We start from the raw sequence: 15,354 nt of genomic DNA, 5'->3' as shown, positions 1-15,354 counted from the left end.
AGCTGCTTTATATTGTTCGCGTGGCGATACTCGGTGATATGTTGGCGGCACGTTTTGCAGGGCCAAACACGGCAAGTAAGCTCATAACAAACACCATAATGGCAGTGCCTGCGATATAGCTCGGTGGCAGTACGGCAATTGAAAAGTGCTGCATTAATAATTGACCAAGTAACAGCGCCGCAATAATGCCAAGGAGCAAGCCCACGCAGCAGATCATCGCATTTTCAACTAAAAAGTAGTTAATAATGGCTGATTTTCGGGCTCCTAATGCACGGCGAGTGCCTATTTGCTTGGTGCGTTTGCTGATATTAAATAAGGTTAAGCCAAAAATCCCCAATGCAGTTACCAGTACTAATATCGTGATGAGCACAATCAGCATACGCATCATCAATTTGTCTGCTGCAACATATTCGTCTTTAAGTTGATCTAAGCCATTGATATTGTTTATCACCCGTTTATTGTAATTATTTAGCATCGCGGTTTCGATTTGCTTCATCACAGCTGCACGTTGACCAGGCTTGGTTCTGACTGCAAATTGTGCGTAAGTTTTGCCTTGAATATAAGGGATCAGCGCCACATTATTTGGGTGACTATCTTTAAGCCAAGGGCCTTTCATTGGCGCTGTGATTCCGATAATTTGTAGCGGTAAGTCACCAAAATAAATGGTTTTTCCTAGGCCATCTCCCTTTGGGAAAAGCTCATTGGCTAACGCTTCGGTAACGACAGTGACATTGGTTGTTCTATCTGTTGGCGAATTTGAAATGAGTACTTCATCTTCACTAAAATTACGCCCGGCAATCAATTTTACGCCATATGTGTCTAGGCCGTGTTCATCAATATGAAAGTAAGCGGTGCGCACACTTAGGCTTTCTTGTGGTGCTGGTTTCAAACTAAAGCTTGATGCACTGCCACTACCGGATAGGGGAATACTGCTGCTTTGTGCTGCATTTACAACCCCAGGTAGGGCTCTTAACATCGCTACGTCTAATTCAAACTGTTGGCTGGCATCAATATCTTTACCAAAGGTCATTACATTAAATTTAAATAAGTCTTGCTCTGGATATCCGGTATCTTGGTTTAAAAAAGCGATTTTATCTTGAATGATAAACGCTGCATTGCTGACAATAGCCGTCGTAATCGCAATTTGAATTAAGAGTAATATTGCGCCTACCTTTGAGCGACACAGTGCATGAAATATAGGTTTGATTTCTAACATGAGTAGCTCCTTATTGGCTCTTTAAGTAAATGGCAGGGTTGGTTTTACACACTAACCAAGCAGGGTAAAGCCCAGCAACAATGCAAGTAGTTATTGCGATAACTGGGGCACTCAATAACATGACTAAATCCATCGAGGCTATGTTTTTGTAATATTCGTAACTTTGTCTTACCCCGAGTAGGCCAATTTGTGCAAGTACAATACCTAGCAAACCGCCGATAAAACCAAGCATGGCTACTTCTACTAAATGCTGTAGAAAGACTTGTCGCTTACTTGCCCCTAAAGCACGGCGCACGCCTACCTCCGGTGCCCGACGCAAAAACTTCGCTAGCAATAAACCAAGGATATTAGCTAAGCACACAGCTAAAAACATAAAGCTTAAGCCGACCAATATTTTGTTGTCTTCACTAACCACATTGTTGTATTGCAGCCATTGATTCACATCACGTAGCTTATACTCGGGCTTTTCTCGCGTAAAGCGGCCACGCTTTTTTTGCTCTGCAATGTAAGAATTAAGGTAATTGTTGTAGTTTGCTTTTTGCTCCGCGTTATCTAGTTGCGCCCAAAACTGGATCCACACTATTTCCGATTGCATTTTATCGGCGTAGCTGTAGATATTATCATGTTTCCAAGCGTTGCTTTTGCCCCAAGTAGTGAGCTCTTTGGTTTTGACTAAACTAAACGGTAAAAATAAATCTTCAGGTTGATTAAATGCACCATTATTTAAATCATAATACTTAAGGTTAAGTGACCAGTCAGCGATCACACCAACAACTTCGTAGCTGTAATCATCTAAGTAGATCAATTGCCCAATTGAGTTGTTTCCTGCAAACAGTTTATCGTTGAGTTCTTTTGAAATCACCACCACAGGGGCGGCAGATTGCTCTTGTTGTTCGCTCCATACACCGCCATAAATAAACGATACATCGAACATCGTAAAAAAATCAGGCGTGGTCATGCGTGCTTCACCAGTAAACGGCTTTACTTTGTCTGAGTCTAAATAAACTGAAAAACCAGTACGCATCATCGCGACCTTTTTTTCAGGAACAGGCGCATTCTGCAAATTGACTGCATCTTGATAAGTCAGTTGCATAGGAAGGTTATCCTCGGTCCACCACGTATGGCCTTCATCCATGGTTTGTAATTGCACAGTATAAAGTTGATTGCTTTTTTCGGGAATAGGATCCGCCGACATCATATGATAAACGCTTAAACTGGTCATGGTTACACCAATCCCAATAGCAATGGCTAGCACCATTAACATGCTTACCAGTGGTGTGCGCTTAAAACTACGCCAACTTAAATCGAGGTAATGTAATAGCATAAGTTACGCTCCAGCCACATTTTTTAGGTTTTGCGCGCCTTGATACAAGGTAAAGTCGGCAAGTTGACCATCAACCACTTGAATATTACGAGGTGCTCTGCGGGCAAGTTCTGGGTCATGAGTCACCATAATGATGGTCGCGCCGTCACGGTTAATTTGCTCCAGCAATTCCATCACTTGACGTGCCATTAAGCTGTCTAGGTTACCTGTTGGTTCATCGGCTAATAAAAAGCGCGGCTCACCGGCGAGGGCGCGGGCAATCGCTACCCGTTGCTGTTGACCACCTGATAACTGTTGCGGCAAATGTTTAGCGCGTGAAGCTAGACCTACTTGTTCTAAGCACTGTTCAATACGACGTTTACGCTCGCTTGCTTTAATACCTCGGTAGCGCAGTGGCACTTCAATGTTTTCATATAAATTTAAATCAGGGATCAGGTTGAAGCCTTGGAAAATAAAACCAATTTTTTGATTGCGACAATCCGCTCGTTGATTGTCGTTCAGTTTGCCAACATTAATACCATCGAGCAGATATTCACCACTGCTAAAAGGTTCTAACATGCCTGCGATATTTAAAAAGGTGGTTTTCCCGGAGCCACTAGGGCCAGTTACAGCGATAAATTCGCCTTCTTCTACTTGTAAGTTAAAGTCGCGTAATGCATGGGTTTGCACCATTTCTGTTTGATACAGTTTACTAATATTGTTCATTTTAAGCATGAGTTGATCCTTGTAATATGGTTGTTCTTATCTCAGTAATAATGTTGGCGCTTGTTTAAAGTTATCGTAACTGGAGATGATCAGCTGATCGCCTGAGCTAACACCTTGTAGCAATTCTATTGCGTTGATGCTGCTTGCCCCGGTTGTGATATTTACCAGTTGTGCGGTGTCGCCGATAACTTTGTAAACCTGCGTACCACCTTGCTGCATAAACGCACCGCGTTTGATTTGTAAAACGTCATCACGATTTTCTAATAAAATGCGCGCTGTTAATCGCTGGTTTTGGCGAATGCCTTTTAGCTCTTCGTCAAAGCGTACTCGAGTAGTTACTTCACGATTGTTAACTTCCGGCGAAATTGCCGACAACACACCAGTCACTTTTTTTGCCCCGAGTGTGAGCTCAACTTCCATTCCTAAACCGAGTTCGTTGGCGTAACTTTCAGGTACTTGCAGTTGTGCTTCAAAATTACTTAAATCAACCAGCGTCATTAACGGCTGACTTTGGGTAACGGCTTCTTTTTGTTGTACAAGCAGGTTACCAACAATACCGGTGACGCTGGCTTTAATAGTTAAGTTTCTGACTTGACGATTTAAATCATCAACGATCAGTTGTTGGCGAGCGAGATCGCGCTCTGCAGCTTTGAGTTCAAATGCTAGTGTATCTTTAGCAAGTTCAACTTCTTGTTGAGCGTGTTTGTAAGAAAGCTTGGCTCGGGCAAGATCATCAACTGCTTTTTCTAAATCAATTTGGCTGATCAAGTTTTTTTCGATAGAAAGCTTAGCACGGCGATTTTCCCTGTCTGCTGCATTGAGCTCTACTTGGGCGAGATCAAGCGTTTTGGTTAAGCTTAACTTTTGTCGGCGTGCTTCTAAGTGCTTACGTTGTAATTCACCATCAAGGCGGGCTAACACCGATTGTTGCTGTTTTAGTTCATTATTGAGTTCTGGGCTATCGACTAAAGCAATAATGTCATCTTTATTTACTTTATCACCGGCTTTAACTTGTAAATCCACATATCCACGTTCTGGGCTATAAACCTTAGGAGCATTTGCAGCAACAATTTTACCGCTGGCGGCTACATCACGTACTAAACGACTAATATTAACGGTAGCAATCTGTAAAGAAGCCCGGTCAACAGAAATACTGCCTTGATTGTTACCCATAAATGCTTGTGCACATAAAGCAAGTACGGCAAGTGATAGCGCCAGCACTATTAATGGTTTTTTGTAACTCCGTCTTTGCGTAATACTTACATCTTGTCCGCTGGTATCTTTTATCATGAGTGATCCTTAGCTATGTTTATTCTCGCAGTAAGTGATCATCAAGCTCACTACTAAGACAGTGATTGGTGAAACTAAAAATAAACTGAGAATAAACATAAGTTGTGTCCTGTAATTATCTTTTAATGTTTATTCGAATATCATGCCACTATTTAATGTCATGATTTTAATGAAATAATTATTTATTCTTAAATTATTTGGTGTCCGCGGACATAAATTGTGTCCGCTGCGGACACTTTACTATGGCGGCTAAGAAGCTGCCGCAGGCGTCAACAGGGTGAGCAAGCTAAAAACTTACTAACTAGCGTAAATTATGCAAAATGTGACTGTTGTGATGATAATTATGCATTAATTAGTGGCTTTAAATTTACCCATAAAAAGACACTGGAAAGAGTATTTACTCTAATGCGCACTGTGGTATCGACCTTGAACGACAACAAAGAGATTCAATAAAAAAGAAAGCATTTATTTTCGCTACACAACTCAGTGAATATTTATTCATTTTTACTCTGGTTTACGTTAACGTAAACTGCAGGTTTGCAGAGCGGTTATTTTACAACTTGTTAAATATGACACCAGTGTCATAAAAAAATAACGGGTAAAATATCGCTAAATGTTAAAAATAGGCATGAAATAAAAAGATTGTGTTGTGGTGAGAAATATTCAAGAATGTGAATATGTATTCAAGGCGCTATTGACTCAATGTACAATTGGCGATAGTTTTGACTGTCTGCTAGCAAACCGTCGAGAAGGTCATTCATAGCTAGCTGTTGTAGCAAGGGGAGGGGTCTATGTTATACGACTCAAAATTAGAAAAAGATAATTGTGGCTTTGGCTTAATAGCCCAAGTTAATGGTCAGGCAAGTCATCGTTTAATTCGAACAGCGATCACTGGCTTAGACCGTATGGAACACCGTGGTGGTATTTCTGCCGATGGTAAAACAGGCGATGGCTGTGGCTTATTATTACAAAAGCCAGATAGCTTTTTTCGTGCTATTGCTGCTGAAAAAAATTGGCACTTGGGTAAAAATTATGCCGTTGGCATGATTTTCCTAAACTCAGATCCAGTACTTGCGCAAGCTGCAAAAGATATATTGAGTGAAGAACTCGAAAAAGAAACCCTCAATATTCAAGGTTGGCGAATTGTGCCAACAGATGAATCATGTTTAGGGCCAATTGCAATCAAGCAGTTACCTAAATTTGAACAGATTTTTGTTAATGCACCAGAAGGCTGGCGCCCAAAAGATTTAGAGCGTCGTTTATACGTTGCGCGCCGTCGTGCTGAAAAGCGTTTAAGCGAAGATGAAGGCTTTTACATTGCCAGCTTGTCAGGGTTAGTAACTATCTACAAAGGCTTAATGATGCCGGTGGATTTGCCTAACTTCTATTTAGATTTAGCTGATATCCGCATGACCAGCGCAATTTGTGTATTTCACCAACGTTTTTCAACTAATACACAACCGCGTTGGCCTTTGGCTCAGCCGTTCCGCTATTTAGCGCACAATGGTGAAATCAACACCATACAAGGTAACCGCCAGTGGGCTCGTGCTCGTTCATATAAGTTTGCATCGCCGCTTATTCCAGATTTGCAATCAGCAGCACCCTTTGTCAATGAAACCGGCTCAGATTCATCAAGCCTAGATAATATGCTTGAGTTGTTTTTAGCTGGTGGCATGGATTTATTCCGTGCTATGCGAATGCTAGTACCACCTGCATGGCAGAAAAACCGTGCGATGGATGATGACTTACGTGCATTTTACGACTTTAACTCTATGCACATGGAACCATGGGATGGCCCTGCTGGTATTGTGATGTCTGATGGGCGCTTTGCCGCGTGTAACTTGGACCGTAATGGTCTGCGTCCTGCACGTTATGTGATCACTCAAGATGGCTTTATTACCCTCGCTTCTGAAGTGGGGATTTGGGATTACACTGCGGATGAAGTGGTTGAGAAAGGCCGCGTTGGCCCTGGTGAGCTATTAGTTATTGATACTCAGTTAGGTAAAATTTGGCACTCAGACGAAATTGATCGCGATCTTAAATCTCGCCATCCATACAAAGCATGGCTTGAGGCCAATGTTAAGCGCTTAACGCCGTTTGAGCAGCTATCAGAGCAAGATGCGGGCAACCGTTCATTTGATGATGAAACATTACTGAAATATCAAAAAATGTTTGGTTACACCAATGAAGAACTTGATAGCGTTATTCGCGTAATGGGTGAAATTGGTCAAGAAGCAACCGGTTCTATGGGGGATGACACGCCATTTGCAGTGCTTTCTGAAGGTAACCGTTCATTGTTTGATTACTTCCGTCAAAAGTTTGCGCAAGTAACTAACCCGCCAATCGATCCACTGCGTGAAAACCATGTAATGTCGCTGGCGACCTGTATCGGTAGTGAGCAAAACGTGTTTAACGAGACCACCGGCCACGCTAAGCGTCTACAGTTTGATACTCCAATTCTAATGTATGCAGACATGCAACAATTATTGAGCGCTGATCAGGCTCATTACAGCTATTGCAAAATCGATATCACCTACAGCAAAGAAGAAGGCCTTGGTGATGCAGTAATCCGTATTTGTGACGAAGCGCAAGAAAAAGCAGCTGGTGGCTGTGTCATGTTGTTTTTGAGTGACCGTAATTTTGATGAGAATAAATTACCAATTCCTGCCGCTATGGCTGTTGGAGCGGTACAAAAGCGTTTAGTTGATAACAATTTACGTTGTGAATCAAATATCATCATTGAAACAGGTAGTGTCCGTGACGCGCATCAATTTGCGGTATTAATTGGTTTTGGTGCAACGGCAATTTACCCGTACTTAGCATATGAATCACTGGTTGCGATGAGCGACTCTAAAGTGATCAACAAGAGCTATTGCCAAGTTACGCTTGCTTATCGTAATGCAATCAACAAAGGCTTGTACAAGATCATGTCAAAAATGGGCATTAGTACCGTGGCATCGTATCGTTGTTCAATGTTGTTTGAAGCAGTTGGTTTGTCGGATGCAATTGTTGATACCTGTTTTAATGGTGTGGCAAGTCGCATTAAAGGCGCGTGTTTTACTGATTTTGATGATGACCAACGCAAGTTACATACTTTGGCATTAAGTAAACGTAAATTACTCAGCCATGGCGGCTTATTAAAGTATGTGCATGACGGCGAGTATCACGCGTACAACCCAGATGTTATTCAAACGCTACAAAAAGCGGTGCGCTCAGGCGAATATTCTGATTACAGCGTATACGCAGATCTTGTTAATAAGCGCCCAATTGCCACATTACGTGACATGCTTGCACTGAAACTGCCAGCAGAGGGGATCAGTATTGATGATGTTGAGCCTGCAACTGAGCTATATAAGCGTTTTGACTCGGCGGCAATGAGTATCGGTGCATTATCGCCAGAGGCGCATGAAGCGCTTGCAATTGCGATGAACCGCTTAGGTGGCTGTTCAAATTCAGGTGAAGGCGGCGAAGACAAACTACGCTATGGTACCGAGAAAAACTCTCGTATCAAGCAAGTCGCGTCAGGTCGTTTTGGGGTAACACCACATTACTTACGCAGTGCTGACGTTATTCAAATTAAAGTAGCGCAAGGTGCAAAACCAGGTGAAGGCGGGCAATTGCCGGGCGAAAAAGTAACCCCGTATATTGCTAAGCTTCGTTACTCGGTACCGGGTGTGACCTTAATTTCGCCACCACCGCATCACGATATTTATTCGATTGAAGATTTAGCTCAGCTTATTTTCGATTTAAAACAAGTAAACCCTAAAGCGTTGATCTCAGTAAAACTAGTATCAGAGCCAGGTGTGGGCACAATCGCCACTGGTGTTGCTAAAGCATATGCTGATTTAATTACTATTTCAGGCTATGACGGCGGTACTGGCGCAAGCCCGCTAACGTCGGTTAAATATGCGGGTAGCCCGTGGGAGCTTGGTCTTGCTGAAACACAACAAGCGCTGGTTGAAAACGGTTTACGTCATCGTATTCGTTTGCAAACTGATGGTGGTTTAAAAACCGGCCTTGATATCATCAAAGCAGCTATTTTAGGTGCAGAGAGCTTTGGTTTTGGTACGGGTCCTATGGTTGCGCTTGGTTGTAAGTACCTGCGTATTTGCCACCTAAATAACTGTGCAACCGGTGTAGCAACGCAAGACGAAACATTGCGTCAAAAACATTTCCATGGCCTACCAGAAATGGCGATGAACTACTTTAAGTTTATTGCTCAAGAAGCCCGTGAAATTATGGCAAGCCTTGGGGTTGCCAAACTAACAGACTTAATCGGTCGTCTTGATTTACTCGAAGCGATTGAAGGTAAAACGGCAAAGCAGCAAAAAATTGACTTATCGTCAGTGATTGCACAGCCGAATAACCCAACTGGTGAAACCTTATACTGCAGCGCACCTAATACGTCACATTATTTAGGTAAGTTGAATGAAACCTTACTTGCTAAAGCTCAACAAGCAATTGATGAGAGCAGCGGTATTTCACTGGTCAGCCGTATTTGTAACACTGACCGTTCGGTGGGCGCGATGTTATCGGGTTATATAGCTGATAAGCATGGCAATCAAGGCATGGCGGCTGATCCTGTCTCGATTGAGTTACACGGAACCGCTGGTCAATCATTTGGTGTATGGAATGCTGGTGGCCTAGAAATGACCCTAGTCGGCGATGCTAACGATTACGTAGGCAAAGGCATGGCGGGCGGTAAGCTGGTTATTCGCCCACCACTGGGTTCGTCATTTGAAAGTCACAAAGCGACCATCGCAGGTAATACCTGTTTATATGGTGCAACGGGTGGCAAGCTGTTTGCTGCAGGTTGTGCTGGAGAGCGTTTTGCGGTTCGTAACTCAGGCGTGCAAGCGGTTGTTGAAGGCGTAGGTGATAATGGCTGTGAGTACATGACCGGTGGCGTAGTTTGCGTGTTGGGCAATGTAGGCGTGAACTTTGGTGCAGGTATGACCGGTGGCTTTGCCTATATTTTGGATGAGCGTAATGACTTTGAAAAACGCATTAATCCAGAGCTAGTCGAAGTGGTGCTGTTAGATGAGCTAGCGTCACACCAAGAGCATTTGCGTGGTCTAATTGCTGAGCATTTAGAACTAACAGGCTCAAGCCGTGCAGAAACTATTTTAGCCAGTTTTGAAACGTATTTACCAAAATTCAAACTAGTTAAGCCAAAATCAAGTGATGTGAAAAGTTTACTCGGGCATCGCGCCCGTAGTAGTGCTGAACTTCGTGTTCAAGCACAGTAAGGGGGTAGTATGAGCGAGAATGTATATCAATTTATAGACGTGCAGCGGGTTGATCCCCGCAAAAAGCCAATTTCGTCACGTAAAAAATCATTTGTTGAAATTTACGAACCCTTTTCAGAGAAGCAAGTAAACTCACAAGCGGACCGCTGCCTAGATTGTGGTAACCCGTATTGTGAATGGAAATGCCCAGTGCATAACTATATCCCACAGTGGTTAAAGTTAATTCGTACTGGCCGTATTCTTGAAGCTGCGGAGCTATCACACCGCACAAATAGTTTACCAGAAGTGTGTGGCCGGGTGTGCCCGCAAGATCGTTTGTGTGAAGGTTCATGTACATTAGACGAAGAGTTTGGTGCAGTAACAATCGGTAATATTGAAAAATATATTACTGATACTGCATTTAAAATGGGCTGGAAGCCTGATATGTCGTACGTGGTATGGACCGATAAAAAAGTAGCTATCATCGGTGCCGGCCCTGCAGGCCTAGGTTGCGCTGATATTCTAGTGCGTAATGGTGTAAAACCAGTGGTATTTGACCGTCATCCAGAAATTGGTGGCTTGCTTACTTTTGGTATTCCATCGTTCAAACTTGAAAAACAAGTCATGCAAAAACGTCGTGAAATTTTCACCGAAATGGGGGTTGAGTTTAAACTTAACACTGAAGTTGGTGTTGATATCACTATGGATGAAATATTGGCCGAATACGACGCAGTATTTTTGGGAGTGGGGACTTATCAAAGCATGCGTGCTGGCCTTGAAAACGAAGATGCACCAGGTGTACATGATGCATTACCGTTCTTAATCGGTAATACCAACCGCGTAATGGGCTATGATGAGTCTAACCAAGCTTATCTTGATATGGCTAACCAAAAGGTTGTGGTACTTGGTGGTGGTGATACCGCGATGGACTGTGTACGTACCTCAATTCGTCAAGGTGCGGCAAAAGTAATCTGTGCTTATCGTCGTGATGAAGAAAACATGCCAGGTTCAAGACGTGAAGTGAAAAACGCCAAAGAAGAAGGTGTTGAATTTACTTTTAACGTGCAACCAACCGGTATCGTACTAAACGACAACGGCCATGTTGCAGGCGTACAAATGGTAAAAACCCAAATGGGTGAACCAGATGAAAAAGGCCGCAGCCGCGCAGAAGTAGTACCTGGCTCAGAACATGTGATTGAAGCCGACCAAGTAATAATGGCATTTGGTTTCAAACCACACAAAATGGATTGGTTAGAAAAGTACGATGTAGAGATAAATCACTGGGGCGGTATCAACGCACCAGAAAAAGGTGAATTTACCCATCAAACAACCAACCCTAAAATCTTTGCCGGCGGCGATATAGTGCGCGGCTCAGATTTAGTAGTTACCGCAATCTTTGAAGGGCGTAACGCCGCTGAAGGGATCATGGACTACTTGAAAGTGTAACGTTTTAAAGGTTTAAGAATGTAAAAAGCAAGCCAGATGGCTTGCTTTTTTTATGGCTTGGATAGTAGAGTTTTAAGCGCTAAGTCGTAAGTTTTAAGTTTACTCGGTGTTAAATTAAGCAACGTAGGTAGGGTGACAACTAAACCCAACGAAAAAATAGCTAACCAGTTAACACAGGCAAGAGGAACTAAGAAATGATAGACCCTTTTCTTTTGATGATATAATTCTGAATTGCGATGATACTCAGAAACAAAGCTGAAGATTATTTATCATGCTGCTGCCTTTTAATACACTTTGTTTATGGTCAGAATTGCGCGGTGACTGAGTATCGTTAATTCCCCTCTCACATTTTACGCCCAATTAGATTAGTGTTGGCACTATGGTGATAAATGAATTGTTTTTATTGAAAAAGATAAATTAAAAAATAATGATTTTAGTTATTTAAAAAAGTGATGCAGGTTAAGCTACATATGGATGAACCCAAGAAAAAATTAAAGCAGCATTTAGAGACGTATACACCGACTTGTATTGCTATTTTTAAACGCTTTATTTCGAAGTACGAAATCACGATGAAAAATGAGACCGGACGTGTAGAGTGTATTTGCGAAGTGTTTGATGAGCATAAGTTAGCGCTGACATTTATTACCTGTACTGATATGGCAAACCATAGCCAAGTGCTTGAGGATTGCGATGAAGCTTTTATGGCGAAACATGAGTTTATCAGTCGCGAATATCATGCACAGTATATGGCTTATTTAAAACAGTATATTGCAAAAAATGATATTGATGAAGATGAGTGTGATGCTTATGATAGTATCAGCGAACCCATTATTATTGAATGGCTGTCGCAATGTTGGTTGATGGCTAATAACGATAATAACTCAGACTATAATCTTTTTTATTTTATACACCGTTATCCAAATGAACCGATAATAAACTTAGTTAATCAAGAAAAATTATCGCTATATGAGTTAAATAGTGATAGGTAGATAACGTGTGTGTTTGGGCTCATATAATAACAATAGGTTGAGTGTATGAATCTTATGAAAAATGTGATGAAACTGACTTTTGATAATATCACCTTATCTATAACACAAGAATGCCAGTTTTTTCGATATAAGAGCAAAGCGCCATATGGTTATAAATCCCAACTCATAGCTTGCATACTTAATAGTCCCGCTGTTTCCTGTTGATCCATATCATCCTTATACATTTGCCTAGCTATAGTGAATACTTCATAAGTTAGGCCGTAGCTTCTTACGTATTCTATAAAATCTAGTAACTCAAACCTATCTACGTCGCCGTTTATTAGTTTATCTTTAAAAAACTGTATATCGTCATCCATCTAGTTCTCTTTTAATTAGCACATAACAAAAACATCAAAATGATTTAGTACGTTTTTGCAATTGTTAAGGATGTTTATTATTATCACTTAGTTAAATATTAAAGATAAGCTAAATTTATGTGTTTGATACTTTTATATTTGAATATGAGTATAGTATTACAAAATGGAGCTAACTTTACAGCTAGTAAATACTTGTCATTAGTGACTGAATAGTGATTTTTATCAATGTTACTACAACCAACTTACATCTCATTGTGAAATTCACTAATTTTTCTACTGTTAAGTAGGCAGCTTTTCAACGTAACTAATTATCAGTTATACTGATAATGAAATTCAATGATTATCAGTAATCTAAGCAGGATTAATAATCCTTAGTTTTGCTCCTTCGTTGTATATTCAACTAATAATTTCTGCTTGTAAACGAGGTTTGACAAAGGAGTCAATTATGAAAAGTCGTGAAGTTTCGCACTTTTTTCTTGGAAGAGTTTCTGATCATTCAAAATACAATTCCTTCCTTGAAGAGCGTTATGGTTTTGATGATGATATTCCTCTTTCAAAATTTTGCGAATCACAGGGAGAAGTTTTTATCGATCATGACTTCATGGAAATTGGATCAAGAGATCAGGAGTCTTCATTAGAAACTTTTTTTAAGCCGTATTCATATTCTGAGCATTGGTTGCATGATGTTATTAAAACAGCAGAGGAATTTGAATTATTAGATGCTAACGTGCTTCTATTTTTATCAAAGGAAGAAATTGATAGGCCAAGAACAGTCAAAGGTGATGGATTTGAATTGATATATATGGGTGAGTTTAGTTATCCCACTTAAAGTATGGAGAGCTATTCGGATAGCAATTTTATAAATATGGCTAAATAGCTTTTATGGTTTTAAAAAGATGTTAGCCTACCTTAAATTTCGAGTTTTTTGGTGTACTCAAACTTGAACTTTGATACCGTTGCAAGTCTCTCTGGAGTATAAATAGTTTTATATGTATTGGGGTAGTATGAAATATTTCTCAAGTATTATGGCGTTGTTAATTTCGTTTCATCTTATTGCTCAAGAAATTAAAGTTAATTCAGGAATTTATTCAGACTACTATCATATAAAATATGAAATTACTTCAGGCAAGTATTCTGTAAACACTGAATATGGATTCAATAAAGGGGGTCAATTTGAAGTGTTTGTGCCAAAAGAGTACTTTCCGATCACGGCGCCAATGTGCAAAAAAAATATCATAATTCGTATGCCTTACTCTAAGTCTGAAAAACGTAAACGTGCTCTTTACAACGCACTATTATTATCAAAAACGATGACCGTTATATTAGAGCTAAATCCGTATGTTAAAGTCTTACAAAAAGAGCCATTACAGGTTGAGTTAGAAAACTGTAATGTATTTTTTAGGCATAAAGCGGGGGATTACTTTGATCAGCTCTAAAATACGTGATAGATAATTCACGCGGTTGATGCTTTACACACTTGAAAGTCTCTTAGTTTCTGTGTGAGTTAAAATTACTCAAAGATGACTTTAAGTCGTATATTTGATTAACTTACTTGATATATTTGACATAAATTTTAAGTGGAAACTTATATAAAAATTAGGATCGTAATGGAAAACTTAACGAATGAATCTTACACTTTTAAAGATATCGACGACAAAATTTTAATTTTAGATTATATAGGGGATTCAAAAGACGTTGTTATCCCTGATTATATTAATAACAAACCTGTGGTTGCAATTATGCGTGAAGCGTTTGACAATAAAAAGCTTGAAGCTGTTGTGTTACCAAAGTATTTAGAATTTATAGATGAAGATGCCTTCTATCAAAACCAAATTAAAGAAATTGTTATTCCTGCTAGCGTTATAAAAATTGGTGGTGGGGCATTTGGACGTAATAAAATAGAAAAGCTGACTATTGAAGCGGAAATAGATTCTCTTCCTATGTTTTGTTTTGTCGGGAATAACATAGAAAACTTGACTATACCGGCTTCTGTAACGTCAATTAGTAATGATTGCTTCGGTGAAAATAAATATCTTAAAAAAGTTACTTTGCCTGAATGTTTATTAGAGGATAAAAAGAATATATTTGGTGGTTGTGATATCGACAACATTACTTTTATTCCAATTTAAAGAGCTCGATTTATAGAAAGACGAAGGTCTATAACTCTTTGTTACCTACATGGATGTGGGTAAGGGACGCGGTAGTTTAATTGCTCGATTTTTTACTTGGCCCACCAGGTTATAAATCTCGCGCCGCGATTACCCCCATATTGAACGAATTTTAATCCGCAAGGGGTGGGTTGAAGACAGGTTACTAGAATTGACTAAGGTATTTTGCATTGATGTATGTACTTATGCAGTCATGAGTAAATCAGAGCTCATCTTTTTTAACCAAGCGGTTGAACAATACCGAGAGCGCTTAGTAAGCATCAGTTGGTTTATGAAGATATTAAATGAAGACAGTGCCTGCCAGTAAAGCGAATAAAGAAGATAACTGCACAGGGCGCTTTTATTCGCTGCCATCCGTGGCGCTCACACTTCGGGCTGCCTAATGGCATTCAAATTTATTCTCTATAAATTTGTGGGAAGGATGCTTCAAGTTACAAGCGCTTCTTGATGAAGCTGCAGAGGCATTCTGTATGGTATATGTTGATTTAGACCCTATCAGGGCCAAAATGGTGCGTATTCTCATGACTTTGATCACCGATTCTCATCAGCTTTGATCACTTGATTTATCATTTTGTAGAGCCGTTTTTAAATTAGCTTAACTGATCATCATCAGTCAATTTATTTAACTGTTT

The 15,354-nt window shown here is 40.4% G+C and carries 11 protein-coding genes and 1 pseudogene; 7 read left to right on the top strand and 5 right to left on the bottom strand.

Annotated elements, in window-relative coordinates:
* Positions 1 to 7: 7 nt before the first annotated feature.
* The 4 genes from H5200_RS11930 to H5200_RS11915 are packed head-to-tail and all read right to left on the bottom strand — an operon-like array spanning position 8 to position 4,535.
* On the bottom strand, positions 8 to 1,216 hold the full coding sequence (locus tag H5200_RS11930; protein ID WP_182761552.1) for an ABC transporter permease: 1,209 nt from the start codon (positions 1,214 to 1,216) through the stop codon (positions 8 to 10).
* Between the two features lie 10 nt (positions 1,217 to 1,226).
* Complete coding sequence (locus H5200_RS11925) at positions 1,227 to 2,540, bottom strand: ABC transporter permease (protein WP_182761551.1); 1,314 nt, start codon at positions 2,538 to 2,540, stop codon at positions 1,227 to 1,229.
* Between the two features lie 3 nt (positions 2,541 to 2,543).
* The gene (locus H5200_RS11920; RefSeq protein WP_182740608.1) at positions 2,544 to 3,254 is read right to left on the bottom strand and encodes an ABC transporter ATP-binding protein; all 711 of its coding nucleotides are present in this window, start codon (positions 3,252 to 3,254) and stop codon (positions 2,544 to 2,546) included.
* A 27-nt stretch (positions 3,255 to 3,281) separates the two neighbouring features.
* Entirely contained in the window at positions 3,282 to 4,535 is a 1,254-nt protein-coding gene (locus H5200_RS11915; RefSeq protein WP_182719478.1) for an efflux RND transporter periplasmic adaptor subunit, read from the bottom strand.
* A gap of 791 nt (positions 4,536 to 5,326) precedes the next feature.
* Between H5200_RS11915 and gltB the strand changes: the two genes are divergently transcribed.
* The 3 genes from gltB to H5200_RS11900 all read left to right on the top strand — a co-directional run bounded on the left by gltB (position 5,327) and on the right by H5200_RS11900 (position 12,198).
* Positions 5,327 to 9,784 carry a glutamate synthase large subunit gene (gene gltB / locus H5200_RS11910; RefSeq protein WP_145242134.1) on the top strand — a complete coding sequence of 1,486 codons (4,458 nt, stop codon included), beginning with the start codon at positions 5,327 to 5,329 and terminating at the stop codon, positions 9,782 to 9,784.
* Positions 9,785 to 9,793: 9 nt separating this feature from the next.
* Positions 9,794 to 11,209, top strand: a complete 1,416-nt coding sequence (locus tag H5200_RS11905) for an FAD-dependent oxidoreductase (protein ID WP_182761550.1) — start codon at positions 9,794 to 9,796, stop codon at positions 11,207 to 11,209.
* 470 nt (positions 11,210 to 11,679) lie between these two features.
* The gene (locus H5200_RS11900) at positions 11,680 to 12,198 is read left to right on the top strand and encodes a hypothetical protein (protein ID WP_182719671.1); all 519 of its coding nucleotides are present in this window, start codon (positions 11,680 to 11,682) and stop codon (positions 12,196 to 12,198) included.
* Positions 12,199 to 12,347: 149 nt separating this feature from the next.
* Here H5200_RS11900 and H5200_RS11895 read toward each other — a convergent pair whose 3' ends face one another.
* A complete protein-coding gene (locus tag H5200_RS11895) occupies positions 12,348 to 12,554 on the bottom strand; it encodes a hypothetical protein (protein WP_182719672.1) in 207 nt (68 codons plus the stop codon).
* 445 nt (positions 12,555 to 12,999) lie between these two features.
* Here H5200_RS11895 and H5200_RS11890 point away from each other — a divergent pair, with 445 nt between their 5' ends.
* The 4 genes and pseudogenes from H5200_RS11890 to H5200_RS24020 all read left to right on the top strand — a co-directional run.
* On the top strand, positions 13,000 to 13,383 hold the full coding sequence (locus H5200_RS11890) for an immunity 22 family protein (protein ID WP_182719673.1): 384 nt from the start codon (positions 13,000 to 13,002) through the stop codon (positions 13,381 to 13,383).
* A gap of 175 nt (positions 13,384 to 13,558) precedes the next feature.
* Positions 13,559 to 13,990 carry a hypothetical protein gene (locus H5200_RS11885; RefSeq protein ID WP_182719674.1) on the top strand — a complete coding sequence of 144 codons (432 nt, stop codon included), beginning with the start codon at positions 13,559 to 13,561 and terminating at the stop codon, positions 13,988 to 13,990.
* A gap of 171 nt (positions 13,991 to 14,161) precedes the next feature.
* Positions 14,162 to 14,683 carry a leucine-rich repeat domain-containing protein gene (locus H5200_RS11880; RefSeq protein WP_182719675.1) on the top strand — a complete coding sequence of 174 codons (522 nt, stop codon included), beginning with the start codon at positions 14,162 to 14,164 and terminating at the stop codon, positions 14,681 to 14,683.
* A 115-nt stretch (positions 14,684 to 14,798) separates the two neighbouring features.
* A pseudogene (locus H5200_RS24020) lies at positions 14,799 to 15,231 on the top strand (hypothetical protein); the annotation flags it as partial.
* Between the last annotated feature and the right edge of the window lie 123 nt (positions 15,232 to 15,354).

Source organism: Pseudoalteromonas sp. SG43-7 (assembly GCF_014164295.1).
GTDB lineage: Bacteria > Pseudomonadota > Gammaproteobacteria > Enterobacterales > Alteromonadaceae > Pseudoalteromonas > Pseudoalteromonas rhizosphaerae.
This window is presented reverse-complemented; position numbering and strand designations above follow the sequence as displayed.